The organism is Burkholderia sp. Ax-1719 (assembly GCF_011753055.1).
Lineage (GTDB): Bacteria > Pseudomonadota > Gammaproteobacteria > Burkholderiales > Burkholderiaceae > Paraburkholderia.
The window spans coordinates 112,538-138,070 of sequence record NZ_VWWJ01000023.1 but is presented as its reverse complement, the minus strand read 5'-3'; the positions used below and the strand labels follow the sequence as shown (position 1 = coordinate 138,070).

The following is a 25,533-nucleotide window of genomic DNA, read 5'->3' as shown; positions in this document are numbered from 1 at the left end:
CGACGGAAAGCCGGCGCGAGGCGCCTGGCCTTTCAAGGTGCGATCCGCACCGGTCCGGACGAAGCCCACACGGGCGCTTCCTCCGGAACCGATGCCTGCGATCTTAATTGCCCGTCGTGCCCGAAGCCGGCAGTTGCGGCGGCGCGGTGAGCGGCGAGTTGTGCGACGGCGGCAGCACGGCGGCGTTCGAGTCGCCGGTGCCCTGCGCGCCCGCGGTCGGGCCGACCGGGTTCGACTGCGGCACGCCCTGGATCTGCGGCGGCGGCGCACGGTGCAACTGGACCTGCGCGGGCATCGTGCCCACGTTCGGCGGCAGCGCCGAGGAAGTGGGCGTACCGGCGCGCACCGACGGCGTCAGACCCGACGGCGTCTGCACGGCGTCCGTGGCACGGTTGGCCGCGGCGGCGGCCTGCGCGTTCGGATCCTGCGGCAGCTGCGACGTGGCCGAGCCAAGCTCGGACGTGGGCGTGCGGGCCGTATCCGGCACGCTCGGGCCATTCGCCCCAGCGGCGCTGACCGCGGGCGCGGAAGCCGCCGTAGCACCCGACGCCGCAGCCGCAGCCGCGACCGAAGCCTTGTACTTCTTGCCCAGCTTGTCGCCATCGATTTCGGCGAGCAGCTCGAGGTTGGACGGCAGATCTTCGCCGCCCGTCCAGCTCGACACGCGATCGCCGTCAAACATCACGACGAAGTCGCGCTGCTGGACCACGGCGGTCGAGCCGCGCTTGAAGTAGAAGACGTAGTCCCAGCGGTTCGCGTGGAACATGTCGGTCAGCAGCGGCGTGCCGAGCAGCTGCTTGACGTCTGCACGCGACATGCCGACCTTCATCTGCGCCGCGGCTTCCGCCGAAACGAAGTTACCCTGAACGATCGTAATGCGATACGGCGTGATGCTCTGGGCGACGCGCTGCGTCAGGCTGTCATAAGTGGAACAACCGGCGAGCGCCGCGAACGCGGCCGCAGCCAGCAGGGTGCACGCCAGGCGGCCGCCATTCATGCGTCGGCCGATCATAGTGAATTCTGGAATCATTTCCCTCACCGTGCGGGCTTTTCGCTAAGCCGCGCGTGTTCTGTAGAAGTTCGTTCGAAGTTCTGCCGAAGATGCCCGTAACGGCAAAAACGCATTAACATAAGAACCCAGCATTGTACTCCAGGGACTTATCGTCATGACCAATCCAACCGATCTCAAGAACATCGGCCTCAAGGCGACCTTACCGCGCCTCAAGATCCTGGAGATTTTTCAGCACAGCCCCGTGCGTCACCTCACCGCCGAGGACGTGTATCGGAACCTGCTGAACGAGGAGCTGGACATCGGCCTCGCCACGGTTTACCGGGTTCTTACGCAGTTCGAGCAGGCTGGCCTGCTCACCCGCAGCAACTTCGAATCGGGTAAGGCCGTCTTCGAACTCAACGAAGGCAGCCACCACGACCACCTGGTGTGCCTCGATTGCGGCCTGGTCGAAGAATTCTTCGACCCCGAAATCGAAAAGCGCCAGCAGATGATCGCCAACGAACGCGGCTTCAAGCTTCAGGAGCACGCGCTCGCGCTGTACGGTGCCTGCACCAAGGAAAACTGCCCGCACCGCAAGCATTGAAGGATGCCCCGCGGCAGCAGGAAAGTGCCTTTCCAGTAAGTTGCAGCAAGAAAAAACCGCCCCTTGGGGCGGTTTTTTTGTACTCGAAACGCCGCGAAAGCTTACTTCGCGTTCGCGAGCGCAACCGCCGTGTCCAGCATGCGGTTCGAGAAGCCCCACTCGTTGTCGTACCAGCTCGACACCTTGACCAGACGGCCCGAGACCTTGGTCAGCGTGGCGTCGAACGTCGACGATGCCGGGTTGTGGTTGAAGTCGATCGAGACCAGCGGTGCCGTGTTGTAGCCCAGGATGCCCTTGAGCGAGCCTTCCGACGCTTCCTTCATGATCGCGTTGACTTCTTCAACCGTCGTGTCGCGCTTGGCGATGAACGACAGGTCGACGATCGACACGTTGATGGTCGGGACGCGGATCGCGTAGCCGTCCAGCTTGCCGTTCAGCTCCGGCAGCACGAGGCCGACCGCCGATGCCGCACCCGTCTTCGCCGGGATCTGGCTGTGCGTGGCCGAACGCGCGCGGCGCAGGTCTTCGTGGTAGACGTCCGTCAGAACCTGGTCGTTCGTGTAAGCGTGAATCGTCGTCATCAGACCCGATTCCAGGCCGATCTTGTCGTTCAGCGGCTTGACGAGCGGCGCCAGGCAGTTGGTCGTGCACGATGCGTTCGAGATGACCGTGTCGGTCGACTTGAGCACTTCGTGGTTCACGCCGTAGACGATCGTCGCGTCGACGTCCTTACCGCCCGGCGCCGAGATGATGACCTTCTTCGCGCCGCCCTTCAGGTGGGCGCTGGCCTTTTCCTTGGTCGTGAAGAAGCCCGTGCATTCGAACACGATGTCGACGCCCAGCTCGCCCCACGGCAGTTCTGCCGGGTTGCGGTTGGCCAGCACGCGGATGCGGTCGCCGTTGACGACGAGGTAGTCGCCATCGACCGACACTTCGCCCGGGAACTTGCCGTGAGCCGTGTCGTACTGCGTCAGGTGCGCGTTGGTCTTCGCGTCACCCAGGTCGTTGATCGCGACGATCTGGATGTCGTGCTTCTTGCCGTTCTCGTAGAAGGCGCGAAGCGTGTTGCGGCCGATACGGCCGTAGCCGTTGATTGCGACGCGAATCGTCATGGTTTATCTCCTGATGGTAAAAAATTCTGGTCCCACACCGTGCTTCGCCCTGCCCGGCCGCTCGTGACGGCTGATTGATCGACTCAACTACTGTGGGCGTGGCGTACACGGCAAACGGGCCCGCCAGAAGGCGAGCCCGTGTGTAGCGATGCTTAGTTGTCGAGCGCGGCCTTGGCCGTCGCGACGACGTTTTCGACCGTGAAGCCGAAGTGCTTGAACAGCACGCCAGCCGGAGCCGATTCGCCGAAGGTGTCGATGCTCACGACGCCGCCTTCGAGGCCCACGTACTTGCGCCAGAAGTCGCCCTGCGCCGCTTCGATCGCCACGCGGCGCACGCCCTTGGGCAGCACGCGTTCCTTGTATTCAGCGTCCTGGCGGTCGAACACGTTGGTCGACGGCATGGACACCACGCGAGCGCCGATGCCTTCGCGCTGCAGCGCTTCGACGGCCTTCATCGCCAGTTCGACTTCCGAACCCGTGGCGATCAGGATGATCTTGCGGCTCGGGATGTCGTCGTTCCAGTCCTTCAGAACGTAGCCACCCTTGGCGATGTTGGCGATCTGCGCGTCGGTGCGGTCGTTGAACTGCAGGTTCTGACGGCTGAAGATCAGCGACGACGGGCCGTGATGCGCGATCGACTCGGTCCAGGCCACCGCCGTTTCGACCGTGTCAGCCGGACGCCAGAGCGTCATGTTCGGGATCAGGCGGAGGCTCGGCACCTGTTCGATCGACTGGTGGGTCGGGCCGTCTTCGCCCAGACCGATCGAGTCGTGCGTGAACACGAAGATCGACGGGCACTTCATCAGCGCAGCCACGCGCAGCGCGTTGCGGCTGTAGTCCGAGAACGTCAGGAAGGTGCCACCGAACGCCTTGTAGCCGCCGTGCAGCACGATGCCGTTGAGCGCGGCGCTCATGCCGAATTCGCGCACGCCGTAGTTGATGTGGTTGCCCCACTCGATGCCGCTTTCGCCATCCTTGGCCGCGCGCACGGGCTTCGAAGCCTTCCAGTTCGTCAGGTTCGAGCCGGTCAGGTCGGCCGAACCGCCGAGCAGTTCCGGCAGCGCTGCGGCCAGACCTTCGATAGCCTGCTGCGACGCCTTACGCGTAGCAACGGTTTCCTTGCGCGAATCCGCGCCCATGACGATGTCCTGCGCCTTCTGCGCCCAATCGGCGGGCAGTTGGCCGGCCATGCGGCGCTCGAATTCAGCAGCTTCCTGCGGGTACTTCGACTTGTACGCGCCAAACGATTCGTTCCATTCGGCTTCGAGCTTTGCGCCCGTGGCCTTCGAATCCCAGTCTGCGTAGACTTCCTGCGGCACGACGAACGGCTCCCACTTCCAGCCGGCCGCTTCGCGCCACTTGGCGATTTCTTCGCCGCCCAGCGGTGCGCCGTGGACGTCGTGGCCGCCGGCCTTGGTCGGCGCGCCGTGGCCGATCTGCGTCTTGCAGCAGATCAGCGTGGGCTTGTTCGATGCCTTCGCCTGGGCGATGGCGGCGTCGACAGCGTCGACGTCATGGCCGTTCACGCCCGGAATCACGTTCCAGCCGTAGGCTTCGAAGCGCTTCGGGGTGTCGTCGTGGAACCAGTGCTCGACGTGACCGTCGATCGAGATGCCGTTGTCGTCGTACAGCGCGATCAGCTTGTTCAACTTGAGCGTGCCAGCCAGCGAGCAGGCTTCGTGCGAGATGCCTTCCATCAGGCAGCCGTCGCCGAGGAACACATAGGTGTGGTGGTCGACGATCTTCGCGTCGGCCTTGTTGAACTCGGCGGCGAGTAGCGCTTCAGCCAGCGCCATGCCGACCGCGTTCGCCAGACCCTGACCCAGCGGGCCGGTGGTCGTTTCGACGCCCGGCGTGATGCCGAATTCCGGGTGACCCGGCGTCTTCGAGTGCATCTGGCGGAAGTTCTTCAGCTCTTCGATCGGCAGGTCGTAGCCGGTCAGATGCAGCAGCGAGTACAGCAGCATCGAGCCGTGGCCGTTCGACAGCACGAAGCGGTCGCGGTCGTTCCAGTGCGGGTTCGTCGGGTTGTGGCGCAGATGGCGGCCCCACAGCGCGACGGCGATTTCAGCCATGCCCATGGGCATGCCGGGGTGGCCGGAATTCGCTTGCTGAACGGCGTCCATGGACAGCGCGCGGATTGCGTTGGCCATCAACGTGGTGGTTGCGGGGGAGGCGGAAGACGAGGTCGTCATGTCGAGTCCGGAGGAACGAGTGCAAAAAGCGGCGTGGGCGGGCGGAATTGATCTGATCAAACACGCAGATCAAGACGGCGGGCGCACAGCAGCGGACGGTTCCGGAAGCTCGGCAAAAACGTGCTCCGGCGCGCGATGCGGCGCCAGGAAGACGCGAAACGGCCAGAGCAAACGGACAGGGCTGCAAAGGGCGACATTCTAACAGAACATGCGGCTTTTCCCTGATCAGGAGCCTGGGTCCGCGTCGGAAAACGCCGACGGGCGCCACGGGTAAGCGGCGCACGAGCGAAGTGGGGCGGCACACGAAAAGCTGGCCGCACGGGCGTCCGTATAATGCGGCTATCGCCCCATTTCTGCGTCGATTTCCTGCTCGACGACCGCCGCCGTGACCGCCCCGCTCCTCTTCCACCCTTGCGCCGACGCCGTCTATGGCTTTCCCGGCGCGCGCCTGCTGGCCGCCACCGACTCGCCGTGGCAACACATCGAGGTCTGGGACACGCCGCAGCTCGGCTGCCTGTTCGCCCTGGACGGCCGGCCGATGACCTCGGCCGGCGACGAATTCATTTATCACGAGTGCATGACGCATGTGGCCGCGCTGTCTCATCCCGCGCCGCGCGCCGCGCTCGTGCTGGGCGGCGGCGATGGCGGCGCGGCGCGCCAGTTGCTGCGCCATCCCGGCATCGAGCGCATCGTGGTCGCCGAACTGGACGCCGATGTCGTGCGGCTGACCGCCGACTATCTCCCGCAGGTGCGCGGCGGCGCATTCGACGATCCGCGCGTGGAACTGGTGATCGGCGACGCGGCCGACTTCGTCGCGAAGGCCTCGGAAGACAATCAGGCCTTGCCTTTCGATCTGGTCGTCTTCGATCTGACCCCGCCGGATTCGCCCGCTGCCGGTCTTTACACGCCGCCGTTCTACGCCGCGCTCAAACGCATCATGAGCGAAGACGCGCTCGTTTCGCTACATCTCGGCTCGCCGCTGCACCACACCGGGCGTGTCGCTGCACTGCTCGACGGCTTGCGCACGACATTTGCGATCGTCCGGCCGCTGGGTGCCTGGGTGCCGCTCTACGGCGCGTTCTGGCTGATGGCCGTGGCAAGCGACCAGATCGACGCCGCAGCACAGTCCGAAGCAATGTTGACGGCCCGCATGAACGAGCGCGAGCTGGAGGGCTTGCGCTTTTACGACGCGCGGCTGCATGCGACACTCCTCGCTTCACCGCACATGTTCCGCGATAAATTAGGTCAATTCCTACAGCTTTAGGATGCGCAAGATTGCAGAATTGTCTGGTTCGTTACATTTGTTTGCGTGCCGCCAGTTCAAGCATCCAGCTGACAACCCCCTGCCCGTAACCAGATCTGGAGAGCCCCGATGACCCCACCCCGCCCCGCAGGCGTGCCGTGGCTGACGCCGTATCTCACGGTGCGCGATGCGCGCGCTGCGATTGCTTTCTTCGAAGCGGCCTTCGGCTTTGCGGTGCGCGACAGCGTGGAGGACGACGGCGCGGTGATGCACGTGGAAATGACCTATCACGATCAGCTGATCGTGATGTTCGCGCCGGAGGGCGCTTTCGGTTCGACGGCCCGCACGCCGAAGAGCTCGGACGCGATCGCCCCCCAGTCCTTTTATCTTTACGTCGATAATGTCGACGCGGTATATGCGCGGGCGCTTGACGCCGGCGCGAAATCGTTGAGCGAGCCGCAGGACCAGTTCTGGGGCGACCGTTTCGCTCAGGTCGAAGACCTCGACGGTTACCGCTGGGCGCTTGCTCGCCATCTGTCATGAAGCAATGAGAACCTGTCTTATGCCCCGCTTTTTCGTCGGCAACTCCCTACAGTCCGGCGACGTCTTCACCCTCCCCGACGAAGTCACGCGACACGTCCAGGTGCTGCGCCTGCAGCCCGGCGACACGGTCGTGCTGTTCAACGGCGTGGGCGGAGAATTCAGCGCCGAAATCATCTCGATGGAACGCCGCGACACCCAGGTGCGCGTCGGTCCGTTCCGCGATATCGAAACTGAACCGCCGTACCGCCTCACGCTCGCGCAAGGCATCGCCGGCAGCGACAAGATGGACTGGCTGATCGAAAAGGCCGTCGAGCTTGGCGCAACGAGTTTCGTGCCGCTCACCACCTCGCGCAGCGTCGTGCGCCTCTCGGGCGAGCGCGCCGTACGCCGTCAGGCGCACTGGCAGCGCATCGTGCAGGCTTCGTGCGAACAGTGCGGGCGCAACCGCATGCCCGAAGTCGCGCCCACGCGCGAAATCGGCACGTGGCTGGGCTCGCTGCCCAAGACGCCCGGCGACGGCGAATTGCGCGTGCTGCTTTCGCCGCGCGCCAATGTCTCGTTTGCCACGCTGCCCAACACCCCGCCGCTGGGCGAAGTCACGGTGCTGGTCGGTCCGGAAGGCGGCTTTTCATCGCCGGAAGAAGCGGCGGCGCTCGACCATGGCTTCATCGCCGTGGGTCTCGGGCCGCGGGTGCTGCGTACCGAAACCGCGGGCATCGCCGTACTGTCGGCGCTGGCTGCGCGCTGGGGCGGCTGGTAATCGTCCCGCGCCGTTGCGCATCTGTGCGACCCGAACGGCCAGGCAGGTAAAAATGACAAGGCCCGCCAATCCTCAGGATTAGCGGGCCTGTGTTTTTTTGTCGCAGGAATACGACGTTATCTGTCTTGCTGCAAGCGTTCAGGCGAACGAATAAAACACGCGGAACGGCACCTTGCGCTCAGCCCAGTACTCCGAAGCTTCGCGGAATACGTCGAGCAGCGTCTCGCGGCCGTCCTTGTCGAACTTCTGCGCGATCGGCAAGCCTTCGAGCACGACCACGAAGCCGGGTTGCTCGCCCGCCTTCTGCACCATGTCGGTCAGGCAGTCGTACAGGCCGTCGTAGTTCTTGCCGAAATGCTTCGGAAACAGAAACGATGTGGCGATCGTCTCCAGCACTTCCTGCTTCGTCAGCGCGTTCGCGCAGAACGCATAGAGGAAATGTTCCTGCAGGCGCTGCGCCTCGTCGGCGAGATCCTGTACGCGGAACGCACGGATCGACTGGACGATGTTCGGACTCACGGTCGCAAACAGGCTCATGGCCTCCTCGTTCGATGAATGCGCCTCACCCGCGTGTGCAGCGTCGCGCTGCTGGTCATCATGCTTCATCTGCATAACGCGCTGGAACAGGTTGCCCTCGCCGGACGCGAACAGATCGCTCGCGACCCGGGGGTCGTGCGCGTAAGTGTTATCGCTCATGCCGCTCTTCCCGGTGTCATTCAACAATTCGCCTGAAACTGGCGTAGTGGTCGTCGGTGTAATAGCAATTGTCGGTACGCCTGAGCGCGCCGCCACAGATGATGCGCCGGGCGCCCCGATTGCGCGCCGCGGGCGTCGGCACCGTGTACTCGTGATAGTAACCGCGCCGATGTTTGGGCAATTGCCGCTCATAATTACCAAACACGGAGCCATCTTTCTCGAACGGGTAAGGACCGCCTTCGTTGATCAAGCCGAGCGTGTCGACCGCCTCACGAGGCAATTCACCCATGCTCACGGTGCCCGTGGGCGCGCCGTTATCGTCCGGAGACTGCGTGCGCGCGGCGGCAGCCTGTGCAACGACTAACGCCGCCGCCAGAAAAACGCTCGCTGCAACGCGCGGAAAACGCCAGGACGATCGGCCGGAAACACTGCCGGAACAAGGACTTGCGAGTGAACTTGCAGCGCTTGAGCACCCTGCCCGCGCGGCTGTTTCTCCAGTCGTTTCGTCAGGCAGTCCTATCTGTACCATCTACGGATTCCCGGTTCCCGGATCACACGTTCGACGACCATGAAAGGTGTAAGGGTATCGCTAATGGCACCTGGAAGCAATCACGCTCCGAGGGCCACACCATGGGCTTGACGGCGCGCAAGCCACAATCGGGTAATTTTTACAATCGGAAAAGGCGGCCGAAAACTGCTTGAAAGATACGCTCAGACACGCTCGCCGACGGCGCGTAAGCCAGCCGCCGGCGAGGTTGGGGGAACAGATTTAACGCGTCGCGTTCACATCCGCGACCAGCAGCGCCGTCATGTTGACGATGCGCCGCACCGTCGCCGACGCCGTCAGCACGTGCACCGGCTTGGCCGCGCCCAGCAGGATCGGCCCGATGGCGATGTTGTTGCCCGCCGCCGTCTTCAGCAGGTTGTACGAAATGTTGGCAGCGTCGATGTTCGGCATCACCAGCAGGTTGGCTTCGCCTTCGAGCGTCGATTCCGGCAGGATTTCGCGGCGCAGGTTCGGGTCAAGCGCAACGTCGCCGTGCATTTCGCCGTCCACCTGCAGATCCGGCGCACGCTCCTGCAGGATCACCAGCAGATCGCGCATCTTCTGCGCGCTAGGCGCGTTGCTCGAACCGAAGTTCGAATGCGAGCACAGCGCGATCTTCGGCTCGATGCCGAAGCGGCGCACTTCCTCCGCCGCCATGATGGTGATTTCCGCGAGCTGCTCGGGCGTCGGGTCGACGTTCACGTGCGTATCGACCACGAAAATCTGACGGTTCGGCAGCACCAGCGCGTTCATCGCGCCGTAGACATTGCAGCCTTCCTTCTTGCCGATGATCTGGTCGATGAAGTGCAGATGCCGATGCGTCGTGCTGACCGTGCCGCAGATCATGCCGTCGGCTTCGCCCTTCTCCACCAGCATCGCGCCGATCAGCGTGGTGCGGCGGCGCATTTCGAGCTTCGCCATCTGCGCCGTGATGCCCTTGCGCGCCATCAGTTTGGCGTAGGACTTCCAGAAGTCGCGATAACGCTCGTCGTGGTCGGTATTGACGACCGAGTAGTCCTGATCGGCGACCAGACGCAGGCCATAGCGCGCGATACGCTGCTCGATCACCGCCGGACGGCCGATCAGGATCGGCTTGGCGAGCTTTTCGTCGACCACGATCTGCACCGCGCGCAGGATGCGCTCTTCTTCGCCTTCGGCGAACACGATGCGCTTCTTCTCCGGCTCCACGGCGCGCGCGAGCTGGAAGATCGGCTTCATGGTCGTGCCACTGTGATAGACGAACTGCTGGAGATGCTGCTCGTAGGCGTCCATGTCTTCGATCGGACGCGTGGCCACGCCTGCATCCATCGCCGCACGCGCCACCGCCGGGGCGATCTTCACGATCAGGCGCGGATCGAACGGCTTCGGGATCAGGTACTCAGGCCCGAACTGCAGATCCTGGATGCCGTAAGCCGTGGCCACGACATCGCTCTGCTCCTGGCGCGCCAGTTCCGCGATCGCATTCACGGCGGCGATTTCCATCTCACGCGTGATGGTGGTCGCGCCCACGTCGAGCGCACCGCGGAAGATGAACGGGAAGCACAGAACGTTATTGACCTGGTTCGGGTAGTCCGTACGACCGGTGGCGAGCACGGCGTCCGGGCGCACTTCCAGCGCGAGTTCCGGCAGGATTTCCGGCGTGGGATTGGCCAGCGCGAGAATCAGCGGCTTCGCGGCCATCTGCTTGACCATGTCCTGCTTGAGCACGCCGCCCGCGGACAGACCCAGGAAAATATCGGCGCCTTCGATCACTTCGGCGAGCGTGCGCGCGTCGGTTTCGCGGGCGAATCGCTCCTTGTCCGGGTCCATCAGCTCGGTGCGGCCCTTGTAGACCACGCCCGCGAGGTCGGTCACATAGATGTTTTCGAGCGGCAGGCCCAGATCGACCAGCAGATCCAGACAGGCCAGCGCCGCCGCGCCCGCGCCGGACGCCACCAGCTTGACCTGCTTGATGTCCTTGCCGACGACCTTCAGGCCGTTGGTGAACGCCGCCGCCACGACAATGGCCGTGCCGTGCTGGTCGTCGTGGAAGACCGGAATCTTCATGCGCTTGCGCGCTTCACGTTCGACGATGAAGCACTCGGGCGCCTTGATGTCTTCGAGGTTGATGCCGCCGAAGGTGGGTTCGAGCGCGGCGATCACGTCCACCAGCTTGTGCGGGTCCGACTCGTTCAGCTCGATGTCGAACACATCGATGCCTGCAAACTTCTTGAACAGCACCGCCTTGCCTTCCATCACCGGCTTGGAGGCGAGCGGCCCGATGTTGCCCAGGCCCAGCACCGCCGTGCCGTTCGACACGACGCCAACGAGGTTGCTGCGCGCCGTGAAGCGCGCGGCGTTGAGCGGATTCTCGACGATCGCCTCGCAGGCGAAAGCCACGCCCGGCGAGTACGCGAGCGACAGATCGCGCTGGTTGATCATCTGCTTGGTCGGCGCGATGGCGATCTTCCCGGGCGTCGGGAACTCGTGATAATCGAGGGCGGCTTCGCGCAGCTTGTTCGTAGCGGAGTTCGAGGAGGAATTCGACATGGGCGGCAGGGCGTTGGGTGCGGATTAGAATGACAGTTCGAACGCGGATCCAACCGATTGTAGCGCCATTCATAAAAGGCATTCCTTTCAGTTCGGGTGCAACTGCCGCGACCGTTTTGTGCGCAACGCTGCGCCGTCAGTACGGTTAGTCTTGCAGACCGCGGCACCCGAATTCATCGTCATCGTCACCTTTCGTCATGCTTTCCGAGTTTTCCCTGATCGACCGATTCTTCGCCCAGCGCGCCCGCGCGAACACGCGCCGCGCCGCGCTCGGCATCGGCGACGATTGCGCGCTCATCGCGCCCGCCGCCGGTGAAATGCTGGCCGTTTCCACCGACATGCTGGTCGAAGGCCGCCACTTTTTCCCCGATGTCGATCCGCATGCGCTCGGCCATAAAGCGCTCGCCGTGAATCTGTCGGACCTCGCCGCGATGGGCGCGCAGCCGCTGGGCTTCACGCTCGCGTTCGCTTTGCCCAAGCCGAAGGAGGACTGGCTCGAAGCGTTCAGCGCGGGCATGTTCGAACTGGCCGATCGCCACGACTGCGAATTGATGGGCGGCGACACCACCGCCGGACCGCTCAACCTGTGCATCACGGTCTTCGGCACGGTGCGGCAGGACCAGGCGCTGCGACGCGACGCAGCGCGGCCCGGCGACGACATCTGGGTCTCCGGCACGCCCGGCGATGCGCGCGCGGGTCTCGCCTTCCTGCGCCAGGAGTGGCCGCACGCGCCCATGAATGCCAGGGATGCAGCGTACTTTCGCGCCGCGCTGGAATATCCGCAGCCGCGTGTGGCGCTTGGTCTCGCGCTGCGCGGCGTGGCGCGCGCCGCGCTCGATATCTCCGACGGCCTCGCAGGCGACCTGCGCCATATCCTCGCGCGCTCGCGCGTGAACGCCCTCATCGACGTGGACGCGCTGCCGGTCTCCGAAGCGCTCGCGCGTTTGCCGCGCGAGCTGCAACTGCAATGCGCACTCGCGGGCGGCGACGACTACGAGCTGTGTTTCACGGCCGCGCCCGAGCAGCGCGAAGCGGTCGCGGCGGCGGCGCAACAGGCCGGTGTGCGCGTCACGCGCATCGGTACAATAAGCGCTCCCGACGCCCAGGCGCAGCCGACGGCGCAACCCACCATCATGTGGCGCGACGGCGCAGGCGCGCCGCTCGACCTGACGTTGCAAGGTTTCGATCACTTCCATGCCGACTGACCCAACGCCCTCGCCCGCCGACGAAATCGGGACGGCCAGCCAGCCTGCCAGTACTCCCGCAAGCGCGCCGAAAGAAGCGCGCGGCCCGCGCCGCGCCGATGCGCCGTTCATGCTTACGCATCCGCTGCACATCCTTTCGCTCGGCTTCGGTTCAGGGCTCTCGCGCCTTGCGCCCGGCACGGCGGGGACGCTGTTCGCATGGGCATCGTTCGAAGTGCTCAATCGCTATATCAGCGTGCTCGACTGGGGCATCCTGATCATCGGCGGCTTTCTCGCGGGCATCGGCATCACGGCGTTTACCGCGAAAAAGCTGCGCATCGAAGACCCCTCGTCGATCGTCTGGGACGAGATCGTTGCGTTCTGGCTCGTGCTGCTGATGATCACGCCCATCGACTTCATCGGCAAACTGTGGGCGTTTGCGATTTTCCGCTTCTTCGACATGGTGAAGCCGCCGCCCATCCGCTATATCGAGCGGCGTTTCAAGGGCGGCTTCGGCATCATGGTCGACGACCTCGTCGCCGCATTCTTCACGCTTCTCGTGATCGCGCTCTGGCGCATGTCAGTCTGATCCGCCACCCAACACACCTTTCGCCATGCCTACCGATTCCGTCGTCCACCAACTCGCGATCCGCGCCGGCAACAAACTGCGCGAAGCCCGCCTCATGCTGGCGACCGCCGAATCCTGCACCGGCGGCATGGTCGCCACGGCCATCACCGATATTTCCGGCAGCAGCGGCTGGTTCGAGCGCGGCTTCGTCACCTATTCGAACCAGGCGAAGACCGAAATGATCGGCGTGCCCGCCGAGATGATCGACAAGCACGGCGCGGTGAGCGAGCCGGTCGCGCGCGCGATGGCCGAAGGCGCGCTGCGCAACAGCCGGGCACAAGTTTCGCTCGCCATCACGGGCATCGCGGGTCCGGGCGGCGGCACGCCCGACAAACCCGTCGGCATGGTGTCGTTTGGCTGGAGCAATCGTCTGCACACGAGCGTCGAAACGATGGTGTTCAAGGGCGACCGCGAACAGATCCGCGAGCAGGCCGCCGCGCACGCCTTGCGCGGGTTGCTTTCGCTGATCGACGAACAGGAACGCTGACATCTGGCGCGCGCGAGGCGCGACCAGCTTCTTCATGGAGTCGAGGTCATGACTGGCACGCAAACCGAAGTTGACGAACTGATCCGCCGTTTCGGCCTGGAACCGCACCCGGAAGGCGGCTACTACAGCGAAACTTACCGCTCGGACAAGCTCGTGCGCCGTGACGGCGCCCCCGACGCGGACGGCACGCGCGCAGCCTCGACCGCGATCTACTTCCTGCTCGCCAACGGCGCGTATTCGTCATGGCACCGCATCCGCTCCGATGAACTCTGGCACTTCTACGCGGGCTCGCCCATCGAAATCCATTCGATCGACGAACGCGGCGTGCTGTCCACCCGCAAGCTCGGTCATGCACTCGATCATCCGGGTACGGTGTTCCAGGCCGTGGTGCCAGCGGGACACTGGTTCGCCGCGCGCTGCTGCGATCCGTCGACTTACGCGCTGGTGGGCTGCACCGTCGCGCCGGGTTTCGAATTCAGCGAATTCGAAATCGCCGAGGTCGAACGGCTGGTCGACAAGTATCCGCTGCATCGGCCGCTGATCGAGTTGTTCGGCAAGCCCGCGGCGGTGACCAGGCGCGAAGCCTGAAACGCGGGCGGCGGCGTGCCGCGAAGCATAAAAAAAGGGCGTGCCCTCAAGCACGCCCAAATCGCCCAACAGGGCGCAGAACCTTATGCCGGTCCTGCGCCACACGCTCCCTACAGCGTGCTCCTTACTGCTTCACAAGCTCCGTGAGAATTTCCACGCGACGGTTAGGCGCAAGACACGCAATCACCGATGCCGTGGCCTTCTTGCCGGCGCAGGTCTGCACCGGCGTCGCGGCACCCATGCCCTTGATGTCGACGTTCCGCGCATGCACGCCCTGATCCTTCAGTGCCATCGCCACGGCGAGCGCGCGCTGTTGCGAGAGCTTCAGGTTGTGAGCCGCCGAACCGAATCGATCGGTGAAGCCTTTGATCGTGAGACGGTCGATCTGTGCGCCGCTGTCGCGCCACTGCTTCGCCAGCAGTTCCACCTGACGATGGCCTTCCGGCTTCATCACGGCGCTGTCGAAGTCGAACAGCGCATCAGCCGATAGCGCGATCCGCTGCGCCGGCGCCTGAACGGCAACGGGCGCGGCAACCGCAGCAGGCGGCACGCACTTGTCGAGTTCGCCGTTGACCTGCTGCGCCAGCTTCTGCGCGCGTTCGATCGAATCCCAGCCATGCACCCAGTGCGTGCCGTGCGTTTCGTCCTGTTCCTTCCAGGCTTCGTCGGTGAGCGCGGCGAGACGGCCCGCATCTTCACCGCGACACGGCGACTGCGACGCGCGCTGGTTGGTGCGCTCGATTTCCTGCAGCGCCTTCACCCACTTTTCACGCGTCTCGGCCGACGGCCAGTTTTTCTGGCCGTAGATCGGCTGGAACGGCACGCTGTTGTCGATGAAGTGACGGCCGTTGTTCAGCGCACGGGCCGCCGCATCGTTGTACACCTTCGACATCAGTACATGGCTGTCCTGACGATCGGCGATTTCCAGCCAGCCTTCAGCCAGACCGCGCTGATACGGATCGGCGACCTTCTGTGCGGCAGGCATCAGCGCCCGGGCATCGCTGCCCACGCCCGCGAAGGCACCGTTGGCGTTGAACAACGGATCCGTTGCGTTGTTCGCGATGTTCGTCACGTTGGCGATCGCCGCGTTCATCTGGCCGAGGTTGACCTGGCCGTTCGCCACGTTATGCAGCGCAATGCCAACCGACGTACCCGAACCACCCAGCGACACCGACGTATGCGCCGACGAGTCATACGTCACCGCATCGGCCATCTCGCCGTTCAGTTGCGTGAATGCACCGCCCGCGTTGTTGTACGTCTTGCCGCCGATGACATACGTCGGGTTCGAGATCGAACCGTTCGGATTCACCGTCGAGCCGCCACCCATCGAGTTAGCCGTCGAGCTCGCCAGCGAGTACAGCTGTGAACCGTTCACACCATCCAGGCTCGTTGCGTTGACCTGGCCGTTGGCCACGTTATGCAGCGCGATGCCAACCGACGTGCCCGAACCACCCAGCGACACCGACGTATGCGCCGACGAGTCGTACATCACCGCATCGGCCATTTCGCCGTTCAGTTGCGTAAATGCGCCGCCCGCGTTGTTGTACGTCTTGCCGCCGATGACATAGGTCGGGTTCGAGATCGAACCGTTCGGGTTCACCGTCGAGCCGCCGCCCATCGAGTTAGCCGTCGAGCTCGCCAGCGAGTACAGCTGCGAACCGTTCACGCCATCCAGGCTCGTCGCAGTAACTTGACCATTCGCCACGTTATGCAGCGCGATGCCAACCGACGTGCCCGAACCGCCCAGCGACACCGACGTATGCGCCGACGTGTCGTACATCACCGCATCGGCCATCTCGCCGTTCAGTTGCGTAAATGCGCCGCCCGCGTTGTTGAACGTCTTGCCACCGATGACATACGTCGGGTTCGAGATCGAACCGTTCGCGTTCACCGTCGCGCCGCCGCCCATCGAGTTGGCCGTCGAGCTGGCCAGCGAGTACAGCTGCGAACCGTTCACGCCATCCAGGCTCGTCGCAGTAACTTGACCATTCGCCACGTTATGCAGCGCGATGCCAACCGACGTGCCCGAACCACCCAGCGACACCGACGTATGCGCCGACGTGTCGTACATCACCGCATCGGCCATCTCGCCGTTCAGTTGCGTGAATGCGCCGCCCGCGTTGTTGAACGTCTTGCCACCGATGACATACGTCGGGTTCGAAATCGAACCGTTCGCGTTCACCGTCGAGCCGCCGCCCATCGAATTAGCCGTCGAGCTGGCCAGCGAGTACAGCTGCGAGCCGTTCACGCCGTCATTGCTCGTTGCGTTGATCTTGCCGTTGGCCACGTTATGCAGCGCCACCGCCGCGCCCGTGCCACCCAGCGTCACCGACGCATGCGCCGACGAGTCGTACATCACCGCATTGGTATTGATTACGCCCAGTGCTGCATCCACGGTACTCAATGCCGTGCCGATGTCAGTTTTCGCACCGCTCGTACCGTCAATCGCATTTGCGTTCGTCAGTGCATAGCTCGGCGCGCTGATCGCACCCGTCGTCGAGTTGTAAGCCGCGCCGCCACCCAGCGCCGACGCCGTCGTCGCGCCCTGCTGGTCGACCTTCGCGTTTTCCGATTGCAACTGGCTCACGTTCACGGCGTCTGAACCGTTCAAGCCCGCTGCGAGGTTCGTGAGGCGGCGCTCTGCGCCTGACGCGCCTACTGATATTTCGCCGCCCGCAGCCGTTGCCGCCGTCAGGCTACCGCTCCCTGCATTGAAACCAGCCGTAGCGAGTGACGTCGCATTGGTATTGGCAACAGCATGCCCACCGAGTGCGATCGAGTTGTCCGTCGAGGCCTGCGCCGCACCACCGATTGCAATTGCATATTGTCCAGACGCGGTACCGCCGGAGAACGAGAGCGCCTGTGAGCCAGTGGCCCGTGAGTCGACGCCGATCGCTGTCGCTCCAGGACCGGTGGCATTCGTGTTGACGCCGATTGCGATTGAGTTCGCACCGGTTGCATTGGCTCCGTAACCCGGGGTGTTACTGCCGGCGCCGATAGCAATGGCACCCATATTAGATGCAGAGGCGCCGTTACCAATGGCTTCTGCGTTGCTATCTCCAAACCCTACGGGGATATTGCCGCCATCGAGACCGCTGGCGTGAGCAGCGGTCATATGCCCTGCGCCCGTAGTAACGGCCAAAAACGACATGGTTCCAAGCAGCACGCTGCCTCGACGACTGCTCGATTTCTTGCCGCGAGACTTCACCGTTTCCGCGGCTGCGACCCAGCTTCTGGTGGACTCATTCCAGACAGAACGATACGCCTTATTCATTTGCTATCCTAAATAACATTTAAAGAGTTTCACAAGTTTTGTGAGGTACCAACTAGCGGCGATTTTTCACGTGGATCCGCTCGATTTTCTTTGCTTCCTGACCACTTTCAGCAAAGTGCCAATTCGTGACTTGCTTTCCCAAACGACGAAGAAAATCACTCATCTTTCCGTAACTAGCATCGACTCTGGCGACATACGATTCAATCGGAGTTTTTCGATAGTGCTGAACAGGATGTAACGCGTGGTGCGACTGGGGTCTGCCCGGAAAAAACGCAATCGCTTGTGGTGTGGCCGAACGCAACGCGACAACGCAGCAACGAAATGGACGCATTGGGTGATACGCAGGCGCGGATAAAGTTCGTTCTGCACGCATCGGTCGCGCACAGTTCAACGCCGCAAGCGACGCCAATATTACGGAGAGGGGATGTGAAGATGCATAGGACGACTCCTAATTCCTGACTCGGATATATGGAAAACGCCCTACGACAATTGAAAACTATTAGGAATGTTTAAATATTTTCTGACGCGTTGCCCGGCGTCACACCAGCTTGCGAGGTCTGGATTTACAGGAAGGACGTGTAGGAGCGAGCGACCACCGATCAAGTCGCTCTATCTACAATTTTGCGCAGGTTCGCGGCAAACGTTCCACAGCGTGAATTGAAACGTGCGTGCCGCTCGACTCACGGTGGAAGGACAACCAACGGGCTTGCTTCGCTAAGCCCTTACGGTCAACGGCGCGTCATCTGGGAGGCGATGGCTCGCCACGCGCCATCGCGGCGGATGAGTACGTCGGTAAAGAGATATTCCTGCGGCTCGGCGGAAGCAAGCGGACGGTATTGGTTCGTACCTGTGACCACCGCCGTGTCGCCGTTCAGGTGCACCTCAACATCGGTCAACGATTGCGAGGTCCCCGTTGCAGGACGCTGAGCGTTCAACACGTCGAACTTCGAGCGCCGTTGGCCACTCGCGGTGGTTTCGATGTACGCGCTGTCCAGAATTCGTTCGAGTACCGCTTTATCGCCTTCGGTAGTGGCCTTCACCCAGCTTGACTCCAATTGACGAACCACCGCTTCGTCATCCACAGCCTGCGACGCCTGGGCACCCGCGCTTGCCAATACAAGGCCTGCGGTAATAACTACGAGAATACGTTTCATTGTGTTGATACCTTCATCATGTGAGCAATCAGAATGCGAGCCTATCAAACGCAGACCAGTGAAACTGCCTCGCGCAACTGGAAATGCATTCCATTCGGCTGACAGATTTGATCTTAGTTAAACGGCTCGCACGCTCACATCGAAAGATTTCGAAACGCCAATCGAAACGGCTTATTTGGGGTCAGCGATACGCGTTAATCGTATCGCGCGTTTTCTGGGCAGCCGTTGCAGCCGCCTGCGCGTAATCCTCGCCCTTGCTCGCGTAGATGATCGCGCGCGACGAATTGATGAGCATGCCGGTGCCGTTCGCGGTGCGGCCAGCCTTCACGGTCGCTTCCACGTCGCCGCCTTGCGCGCCGATACCCGGAATCAGCAGCGGCATATCGCCCACGATCCCGCGCACCGTTTCGATTTCCTTCGGGAAGGTCGCGCCCACCACGAGGCCGAGTTCGCCGCTGGCGTTCCACTTGTTCGCCGCGAGATCCGCCACGACCTGATAGAGCGGACGGCCTGCGGTGTCGAGGAATTGCAGATCCGAACCGCCGGGGTTCGACGTGCGGCACAGCACGATCACGCCACGGCCCTTGTGTTCGAGCCACGGCTCGATCGAATCGAAGCCCATATAGGGATTGACTGTCACGGCGTCGGCCTTGAAGCGCTCGAAGGCTTCGCGCGCGTACTGCTCGGCGGTGCTGCCGATGTCGCCGCGCTTGGCGTCGAGGATCACCGGCAGGCCCGGATGCTTTTCGTGGATATGGGCGATCAGCGCTTCGAGCTGGTCTTCGGCGCGATGCGCGGCGAAGTAGGCGATCTGCGGCTTGAACGAGCACGCATAGGGCGCCGTGGCATCGACGATGTCGCGGCAGAATTCGAAGATCGCGTCGCTGCGGCCCGCCAGCGCGGCGGGGAATTTCGTCGGTTCAGGATCGAGGCCCACGCACAGAAGCGAGCCCGTGCGCTGCCAGGCGGCGCCAAGAGTCTGGATGAAGGAAGTCATGATGAGTGCTCGCGGCGGGCCGCAGAGGAGAGAAAACAGGGGAAACGGGGCGTATTTTACCCGCCTCGGCCCGGGCCGCCTCGTGGGGCCGCCTCTTGGGCCCGGCACGCGGCGGCCTGACGAAGCCGCCCGCACAGCGTGAGCGAAGCAGCGCCACGCGGGGCGCCGTCATTCATCCGATGAAACCGCGCCGCGATGCCCGCCTAGCGCGCGTCCTGACGCCCTCGTCCGCCCTTCGCACTCCTTGCCCCCGCCCGGCCGCGCGCTCCGGGCCGATGGGGACCCGCCATGGCGCGCATATCCATCGGCTCGACCGTGAAGGCGAAGCGACGCACGAGCCGCTCGCCGCATGCCAGCACGGTCATGCCATGGGCCGCGCCGCCGCCTGCCAGATTCACCGCGTTGATCGGATGATCGACCGGCTCGAAACAGAAGAAGTCCTCGCCCGGCGGCGTATAGAGCACGTAGTAGTCGGTATTCGCGCAGATCGACAGCGACAGACGCCGGCGCTCCCACACCACGGCCGCGCGTCCGCTCCAGCCGCTGAATGCGTGGTTCACGAGTTGATCCGGCAACGGGTAAGCCACGCCGAACTGCCAGGCGGGCGGCGCGGGCACGTGGCGCACCGGCAGCCAGTCCTGCCCGGCGAGCCACAGGCCGCTTGCGGGCGCGGATAGTTCGGTGCTGGCGTCGCGGGCAAGGAAGGGATGCATGCCCAGCCCGAAAGGCAAGGCGTCGCGCCCCGTGTTCTCCACTTCGAGCGCCATCGAAAGCGTCGTGCCGTCGAGCGCGTAGGTCAACGCCGCGCGGTAGGAATAAGGCTCGCCAGCACTGCGGTCGAGCACCAGCCGCACCTGTTCGCGCTCGGCGCGCTCCACGCTCCACGGCGCGAGCCAGCCGTCGCCGTGAATCGGCAGCGGCTCTCCGGCGCGATTGGGCGGCACGTCGATGTCACGTCCGCCAAACTGGAAGCGCCCCGCGCCGATGCGGTTCGAGTACGGCAGCAACGGATAACAGGCAAGCTGGTTCGGGTCCATGCGCGCGTTGACCTGTTCGCAGCGGCGGAAGACCGGTTCGAGCACGCCTTCGCTGCGCCAGTCGAAACGCGTGATGCCGCCGCCCAGTTGCGGCGCGATATCGAGACGCAACCAGGCATTGGCGAGCGTCACGCAGGCGACATCACTGACACCCGCCGCGCCGATGGCCACCGCCGAGGTGCTGGGGCCGGGCACGACCGGATGCGTCGCCGCGTCGAGTCGCGCGCGGCGCGCAGCGGCGGGACTGCCGGCTGCGGGCGCGGCCGTTGTGGCCGCAGTGGCAGTGCCAACCGCCACATCGGCTACGCTGGCCGATGCCATGCCGGGAGAAGTTCGGGTTCGAGCAGTTTGACGCACAGCGGAATTCGCGACGCTCATGAGCGGCTCCTCGAGAGGCAGAGATGATTGCCGCCCATGACAGGCGGCGCACGGGCGGCTTGCCGCTCACGCGCGCCGCATCATATGCGATCCGCGTGGTCTTGCAGCCGCATCTTATGTTCGCCCTTCTATTCGTACTGGCAAAACTGAACGTACTGCTAATCGACTGTTGCCCGGCAACAACGTTACCGCTGCAAACCAGCATCGACGACGCGTGAAACGCGCCGGTTCGGCAACGCTTCAATGCGACTGCGGTTTGCCCTGGAACAGCGGTTCCGCAAGCCCCACGCGCCCCGTCTGGGCCACAAAAACGCCGCCGGCGTGGGGTTCGCGCACGAGCGCTTCGTCATCCAGACCGTCGCGCGCACTCGTGACATACAGCGCTGTAAGCCGCGCTCCGCCGAGCGTAACGCAGCTTGGCTGCGCCGTGGGAATCTTTACACGCTCGGTTTCCTTACCTTCCGGGCTATAACGCACGACACATTCGCCGCCCCATTGCGCGTTCCAGAGGCCGCCTTCGCTATCGACGGTCGAACCATCGGGCTCGCCTTCGTGATCCGGCACGCGCACGAACAGACGATCGTTTGCAATCGTTCCATCCGCGCCGTAGTCGCAGGCGCGAATCTCGCGCGTGAGCGAATCGGCGTAATACATGGTCGCGCCGTCCGGGCTGAATGCGATGCTGTTCGAGATTGCCGCGACCGGCAGCGGCAGCTTTTCGAGCGTGAGGTCGTGATTGAGCCGATAAAACCCGCCGATCTTCTCGAACGGCTTCAGCTCATACTTGGTGCCGAACACGAAACGCCCCTGACGATCGCAGCGCCCATCGTTCAGACGCGTGGGCAGATCCGGTTCGACATCGACGATGGGCATGATCTCGCCCGTCTCAAGATCGAAAAACGCCAGGCGCGACGCCAGCCCGATCAGGATGCGATTGGGGTCTTCGCAGAGCGCGAAGCACGCCAGGCGCTCGGGCATCGGCCAGGTGCGGTGCGAACCGTCGGCGCTGTCGTAGCGCGAAAGACTCGCGCCTTCGATATCGGTCCAGTAGAGCCGGGCGCTGCGCGAGCACCACGTTGCGCCTTCGCCCAGCGTGTTCTTCGCGTGGATCAGCAGTTCGGCGACGTCGTCCGGCGGCGCGCTCATGCCCAGCCTCCGTCCACGACAATGTCCTGCGAGGTGATCATGCGGCTGTCGTCGGCGGCGAGGAATAGCGCCATGCGCGCGAGGTCCTCGGGCAGCAGTTCGGCGTCGATGCACTGGCCGCGCTTGATGTTTTCGCGCCCTTCGTCGGTGAGCCACAGGCGGCGCTGCTTCTCGGTCATCACCCAGCCCGGCACCAGCGAATTCACGCGGATGCCGAACTGGCCGAGGTCCTTCGCGAGTCCGCGCGTCAAACCCTGCACCGCCGATTTGCTCATCACATAGACCGGGTAGTCGCTGTTCTTGAGCATCCAGCTAATCGAGCCGAGGTTGATGATCGAGCCTTTTTTCGCGGCCTTCATGTCTTCGGCCACCGCCTGCGCCGCGAACAATTGATGACGCACGTTCACGGCGATACCCGCATCGAAGAACTCGGGCGTGACGTCCGCGAGCGTGTGGCGCTTGTCGTTCGCGGCGTTGTTCACCAGCACTTCGATGGGGCCGAGCGCCGCCTTTACATCGGCGATGGCGGCGCGCAATGCAGCGATATCGGTGAGATCGACTGTTGCGAACAAAGGCTTATGAAGCGAATCGCCGAGTTCATCGGCGAGCGCTTCGCCCGCTGTTGCGTCGATATCGAAGAACGCCACGCGCGCTCCCTGCGCGGCGAAGTGCTCGACGAACGACGCGCCGATGCCGGTCGCGCCGCCCGTAATCAGGACGACGCGATCCTTGAGGCTCGGATAGCGCGCGTAGCTTTCATGCGCGTGATGCGCGCTGGCGTTGGCCGGAGACGACATCTGAACCCTCCCGATGGTTTTAATCGCGCGCGCCGCGGTTCTTCAACTGGTCGAGCAGCACCGCCGCGAGCAGGATCGCACCGCGCACGAGGTACTGATAGAACGCATCGATATTGAGCAGGTTCATGACGTTCTCGACCGTGCCCATGATCAGCACGCCGATCACCACGCCCGAGATCGTCGCGCGGCCGCCCAGCAGCGACACGCCGCCCAGCACGCACGCCGAAATCACGTTCAGCTCGAAGCCTTCCGCCGCATTCGGCTGACCCGACGTGATACGCGCCGCGAGAATCACGCCCGCGAGCGCCGTCACCGCGCCCTGGATCAGGAAGATCCACACGCGCGTGCGTTCGACCTTGATACCGGCCAGACGCGACGCTTCCGGATTGCCGCCGATCGCCAGCGTATTGCGCCCATACACCGTCTGATTGAGCATCACGCCGAAGGCGATAAAGCAGAACAGCGTCACCCAGATCGGCAACTGCACGCCGAAGAACGCCACCGTGCCCATCGCAATGAACGTATCCGACGACACGCCCACGGCCTGACCATGCGACACGATAAAGCCCAGACCGCGCACAATTTCCATCGTCGCGAGCGTGGTGATCAGCGCATTGATGCGCAGATACGCGATCACCGCGCCATTCACGAAGCCAATCGCCGCGCCCGCCGCCACTGCCGCGACGATGGCGATAAACGTGTTGCCGGTCGCGTTGAGCACCATCGCGCAGAGCACGCCCGCGAACGCCACCGTCGAGCCGACGGACAAGTCGAAGTCGCGCGAGGCGAGGCAGAACATCATCGTGCAGGCCACCATGCCGATCTGCGAGACCGACAGCGCGAGGCCCAGCATGTTCTCGATCGAGAAGAAGTGATCGACGGTCAGCGACATCACGATAAACATGACCGCGAAAATCACGATCAGGCTGTATTCGGTGATCTGCTGCCACCACTTCTGCTTGTCGTTGGGACTAGGAATTAGCGCGTCCGCCACGCTCTTGGCAGTTTCAGCCGCCAGGTTTTCTCTTGCTTGCATTTCAGTCACTCCTCCCCGTCCACTCATGCGGCCTTGGCCTGCGTGCGCTTGGGCAACGCCAGGTCAAGCACCGTGTGTTCGCTCGCCGCGCTGCGCGGCAACTCGCCCGAAATGCGGCCTTCGCGCATCACCACGATGCGATCCGACACACCGAGCACTTCCGGCAACTCCGACGACACCATCACGATCGCGCAGCCGCGTTCGGCAAGCTGGTAGATCACGTTGTAGATTTCATGCTTCGCGCCGACGTCGATGCCGCGCGTCGGTTCGTCGAGAATCACGACTTTCAGATCCGGTTCGGCGAGCCAGCGCGACAGAATCGCTTTCTGCTGGTTGCCGCCTGACAGAAAGCGGATTTTCTGGCGGCGGCTCGGCGTCTTGATCTTCAGCAGCTTGATGAAGCGATCCGCGGTTTCCGCTTCCTTCTTGCGGTCGAGGAACATGCCCGCGCGCAAGAAATGGCGGCGGCAACTGATGTTGATGTTCTCCGAAACCGTCGCCATCGCCACGATGCCCTGCTCCTTGCGGTCTTCCGGGCACAACACGATGCCGTGACGGATCGCGTCGCTCGCGCTCTTCACGCGGATCGTCTTGCCGTCGAGTTCGATCTCGCCGGCGCGGCGCTTGTGCGTGCCGTAGATGAGCTGCATCAGTTCGCTGCGGCCCGCGCCCACAAGGCCAAAGAAACCGACGATCTCGCCCGCCTTCACCTCGAAGCTGGCCGCCTCAGACAGAGGATGACCTTCGACGCCCCGCACCGCGAAACGCACGTTGCCATGCTCGCGCGGCGTGTAGTTGTAGATGTCGCTGATCTCGCGGCCCACCATTTCGTGGACGAGCGTTTCGCGCTTCACCTCTTCGAGCTTCTCGTGCGAGGCCACCTTGCGGCCGTCGCGGAAGATCGTGCAGGCGTTGCACAGCTCGTAGATCTCGTCCATGCGGTGCGAGATATAGATAAGCGCACGGTTATCCGCACGCAGTTCGCGCACGAGCTTGAACAGCACTTCGGTCTCGCGGTGCGAGAGCGAGCTGGTGGGCTCATCCAGCGCAATCACGCGCGCATTGCGCAGCAGCGCCTTGCAGATTTCCACCATCTGGCGTTGCGCGATGGAGAGCTTGCGCAGCTTCGCGGCCGGATCGAGATCCACGCCCATCGCCGCCAGCCGTTCGCGCACGAACTGGCGCGCCTCGCCGCGCTTCACCCAGCCGAGCGCATTGGGCAGCGCGCCGAGCAGCAGGTTTTCCGCCACGGTGAGATCGGGCACGTACTGCAGTTCCTGGTGAATCACCGCGATGCCGGAGCCGATCGAAGCCGCCGCGTCGGCGAACTTCACTTCGTTGCCGTCCATCAGGATGCGGCCCGAATCCGGCTGATATTCGCCGCCCAGAATCTTCAGCAGCGTCGATTTGCCCGCGCCGTTCTCGCCCATCAGGCCATGCACTTCGCCGGCGTTCACGTCGAACGACACGCCGTCTAGCGCGCGCACGCCCGGGAATACTTTGCCGATATTGTCAAAACGCAGTGTCGCTGACACTTCGGTTTCCTCTCATTCGATCGCTGCGACACGCTCATCCGGAGCGCGCCGCAGCGGGAAACACCCTAAACA

General features: G+C 63.7%; 22 protein-coding genes and 1 pseudogene. 9 read left to right on the top strand and 14 right to left on the bottom strand.

Going from position 1 to position 25,533, the window contains the following annotated elements; translation table 11 throughout:
- Nucleotides 1-103: 103 nt before the first annotated feature.
- The gene (gene bamE, locus F3J17_RS29225; protein WP_167067539.1) at nt 104-1,030 is read right to left on the bottom strand and encodes an outer membrane protein assembly factor BamE; all 927 of its coding nucleotides are present in this window, start codon (nt 1,028-1,030) and stop codon (nt 104-106) included.
- 136 nt (nt 1,031-1,166) lie between these two features.
- On the opposite strand from bamE, the gene fur reads away from it, so the two are divergent.
- Nucleotides 1,167-1,595, top strand: coding sequence for a ferric iron uptake transcriptional regulator (gene fur / locus F3J17_RS29220; RefSeq protein WP_103702255.1), 429 nt, complete (start codon nt 1,167-1,169; stop codon nt 1,593-1,595).
- Between the two features lie 101 nt (nt 1,596-1,696).
- On the opposite strand, the gene gap is transcribed toward fur, so the two are convergent.
- Both gap and tkt read right to left on the bottom strand, forming a co-directional pair.
- Nucleotides 1,697-2,707, bottom strand: a complete 1,011-nt coding sequence (gene gap / locus F3J17_RS29215; RefSeq protein ID WP_167067536.1) for a type I glyceraldehyde-3-phosphate dehydrogenase — start codon at nt 2,705-2,707, stop codon at nt 1,697-1,699.
- Between the two features lie 152 nt (nt 2,708-2,859).
- Nucleotides 2,860-4,902, bottom strand: a complete 2,043-nt coding sequence (gene tkt / locus F3J17_RS29210; RefSeq protein ID WP_167067534.1) for a transketolase — start codon at nt 4,900-4,902, stop codon at nt 2,860-2,862.
- 385 nt (nt 4,903-5,287) lie between these two features.
- Between tkt and speE the strand changes: the two genes are divergently transcribed.
- From speE to F3J17_RS29195, 3 genes are all read left to right on the top strand, one after another.
- Nucleotides 5,288-6,166 (top strand): polyamine aminopropyltransferase, encoded by an 879-nt coding sequence (gene speE, locus F3J17_RS29205; protein WP_167067532.1) that lies wholly within the window; start codon nt 5,288-5,290, stop codon nt 6,164-6,166.
- A 108-nt stretch (nt 6,167-6,274) separates the two neighbouring features.
- Nucleotides 6,275-6,688, top strand: coding sequence for a VOC family protein (locus F3J17_RS29200; protein WP_167067529.1), 414 nt, complete (start codon nt 6,275-6,277; stop codon nt 6,686-6,688).
- Nucleotides 6,689-6,707: 19 nt separating this feature from the next.
- A complete protein-coding gene (locus F3J17_RS29195) occupies nt 6,708-7,448 on the top strand; it encodes a 16S rRNA (uracil(1498)-N(3))-methyltransferase (RefSeq protein ID WP_167067527.1) in 741 nt (246 codons plus the stop codon).
- Between the two features lie 138 nt (nt 7,449-7,586).
- Here F3J17_RS29195 and F3J17_RS29190 read toward each other — a convergent pair whose 3' ends face one another.
- The 3 genes and pseudogenes from F3J17_RS29190 to F3J17_RS29180 all read right to left on the bottom strand — a co-directional run bounded on the left by F3J17_RS29190 (nt 7,587) and on the right by F3J17_RS29180 (nt 11,220).
- On the bottom strand, nt 7,587-8,144 hold the full coding sequence (locus F3J17_RS29190) for a barstar family protein (protein WP_167067524.1): 558 nt from the start codon (nt 8,142-8,144) through the stop codon (nt 7,587-7,589).
- Nucleotides 8,145-8,160: 16 nt separating this feature from the next.
- Nucleotides 8,161-8,424, bottom strand: a pseudogene (locus tag F3J17_RS29185) (ribonuclease domain-containing protein); the annotation flags it as partial.
- Between the two features lie 489 nt (nt 8,425-8,913).
- A complete protein-coding gene (locus F3J17_RS29180; protein WP_167067521.1) occupies nt 8,914-11,220 on the bottom strand; it encodes an NADP-dependent malic enzyme in 2,307 nt (768 codons plus the stop codon).
- A gap of 197 nt (nt 11,221-11,417) precedes the next feature.
- On the opposite strand from F3J17_RS29180, the gene thiL reads away from it, so the two are divergent.
- The 4 genes from thiL to F3J17_RS29160 are packed head-to-tail and all read left to right on the top strand — an operon-like array spanning nt 11,418 to nt 14,107.
- The gene (gene thiL / locus F3J17_RS29175; protein WP_167067518.1) at nt 11,418-12,425 is read left to right on the top strand and encodes a thiamine-phosphate kinase; all 1,008 of its coding nucleotides are present in this window, start codon (nt 11,418-11,420) and stop codon (nt 12,423-12,425) included.
- Nucleotides 12,415-12,993: a phosphatidylglycerophosphatase A gene (locus F3J17_RS29170; RefSeq protein WP_167067515.1), complete on the top strand. Its 579-nt coding sequence runs from the start codon at nt 12,415-12,417 to the stop codon at nt 12,991-12,993. Before thiL ends, F3J17_RS29170 begins: the two co-directional genes overlap by 11 nt.
- A 25-nt stretch (nt 12,994-13,018) precedes the next feature.
- On the top strand, nt 13,019-13,519 hold the full coding sequence (locus F3J17_RS29165) for a CinA family protein (protein ID WP_167067512.1): 501 nt from the start codon (nt 13,019-13,021) through the stop codon (nt 13,517-13,519).
- Nucleotides 13,520-13,567: 48 nt separating this feature from the next.
- The gene (locus F3J17_RS29160) at nt 13,568-14,107 is read left to right on the top strand and encodes a cupin domain-containing protein (protein ID WP_167067509.1); all 540 of its coding nucleotides are present in this window, start codon (nt 13,568-13,570) and stop codon (nt 14,105-14,107) included.
- A 124-nt stretch (nt 14,108-14,231) separates the two neighbouring features.
- On the opposite strand, the gene F3J17_RS29155 is transcribed toward F3J17_RS29160, so the two are convergent.
- From F3J17_RS29155 to F3J17_RS29140, 4 genes are all read right to left on the bottom strand, one after another.
- A complete protein-coding gene (locus F3J17_RS29155) occupies nt 14,232-17,120 on the bottom strand; it encodes an OmpA family protein (RefSeq protein ID WP_275692932.1) in 2,889 nt (962 codons plus the stop codon).
- 989 nt (nt 17,121-18,109) lie between these two features.
- A complete protein-coding gene (locus F3J17_RS29150) occupies nt 18,110-18,535 on the bottom strand; it encodes a nuclear transport factor 2 family protein (protein WP_167067503.1) in 426 nt (141 codons plus the stop codon).
- 181 nt (nt 18,536-18,716) lie between these two features.
- Nucleotides 18,717-19,532: an orotidine-5'-phosphate decarboxylase gene (gene pyrF, locus F3J17_RS29145; protein ID WP_167067500.1), complete on the bottom strand. Its 816-nt coding sequence runs from the start codon at nt 19,530-19,532 to the stop codon at nt 18,717-18,719.
- A 203-nt stretch (nt 19,533-19,735) separates the two neighbouring features.
- Complete coding sequence (locus tag F3J17_RS29140) at nt 19,736-20,947, bottom strand: aldose 1-epimerase (protein WP_240161197.1); 1,212 nt, start codon at nt 20,945-20,947, stop codon at nt 19,736-19,738.
- Between the two features lie 23 nt (nt 20,948-20,970).
- On the opposite strand from F3J17_RS29140, the gene F3J17_RS36080 reads away from it, so the two are divergent.
- Nucleotides 20,971-21,165, top strand: a complete 195-nt coding sequence (locus tag F3J17_RS36080) for a hypothetical protein (RefSeq protein WP_205195007.1) — start codon at nt 20,971-20,973, stop codon at nt 21,163-21,165.
- Between the two features lie 22 nt (nt 21,166-21,187).
- Here F3J17_RS36080 and F3J17_RS29135 read toward each other — a convergent pair whose 3' ends face one another.
- The 4 genes from F3J17_RS29135 to araG are packed head-to-tail and all read right to left on the bottom strand — an operon-like array spanning nt 21,188 to nt 25,461.
- A complete protein-coding gene (locus F3J17_RS29135) occupies nt 21,188-22,093 on the bottom strand; it encodes an SMP-30/gluconolactonase/LRE family protein (protein WP_167067497.1) in 906 nt (301 codons plus the stop codon).
- On the bottom strand, nt 22,090-22,890 hold the full coding sequence (locus tag F3J17_RS29130; protein ID WP_167067494.1) for an SDR family oxidoreductase: 801 nt from the start codon (nt 22,888-22,890) through the stop codon (nt 22,090-22,092). The genes F3J17_RS29135 and F3J17_RS29130 overlap by 4 nt, the downstream gene beginning before the upstream one ends.
- Nucleotides 22,891-22,909: 19 nt before the next feature.
- On the bottom strand, nt 22,910-23,926 hold the full coding sequence (gene araH, locus F3J17_RS29125; RefSeq protein WP_167067492.1) for an L-arabinose ABC transporter permease AraH: 1,017 nt from the start codon (nt 23,924-23,926) through the stop codon (nt 22,910-22,912).
- Nucleotides 23,927-23,949: 23 nt separating this feature from the next.
- On the bottom strand, nt 23,950-25,461 hold the full coding sequence (gene araG / locus F3J17_RS29120; RefSeq protein WP_167067490.1) for an L-arabinose ABC transporter ATP-binding protein AraG: 1,512 nt from the start codon (nt 25,459-25,461) through the stop codon (nt 23,950-23,952).
- Between the last annotated feature and the right edge of the window lie 72 nt (nt 25,462-25,533).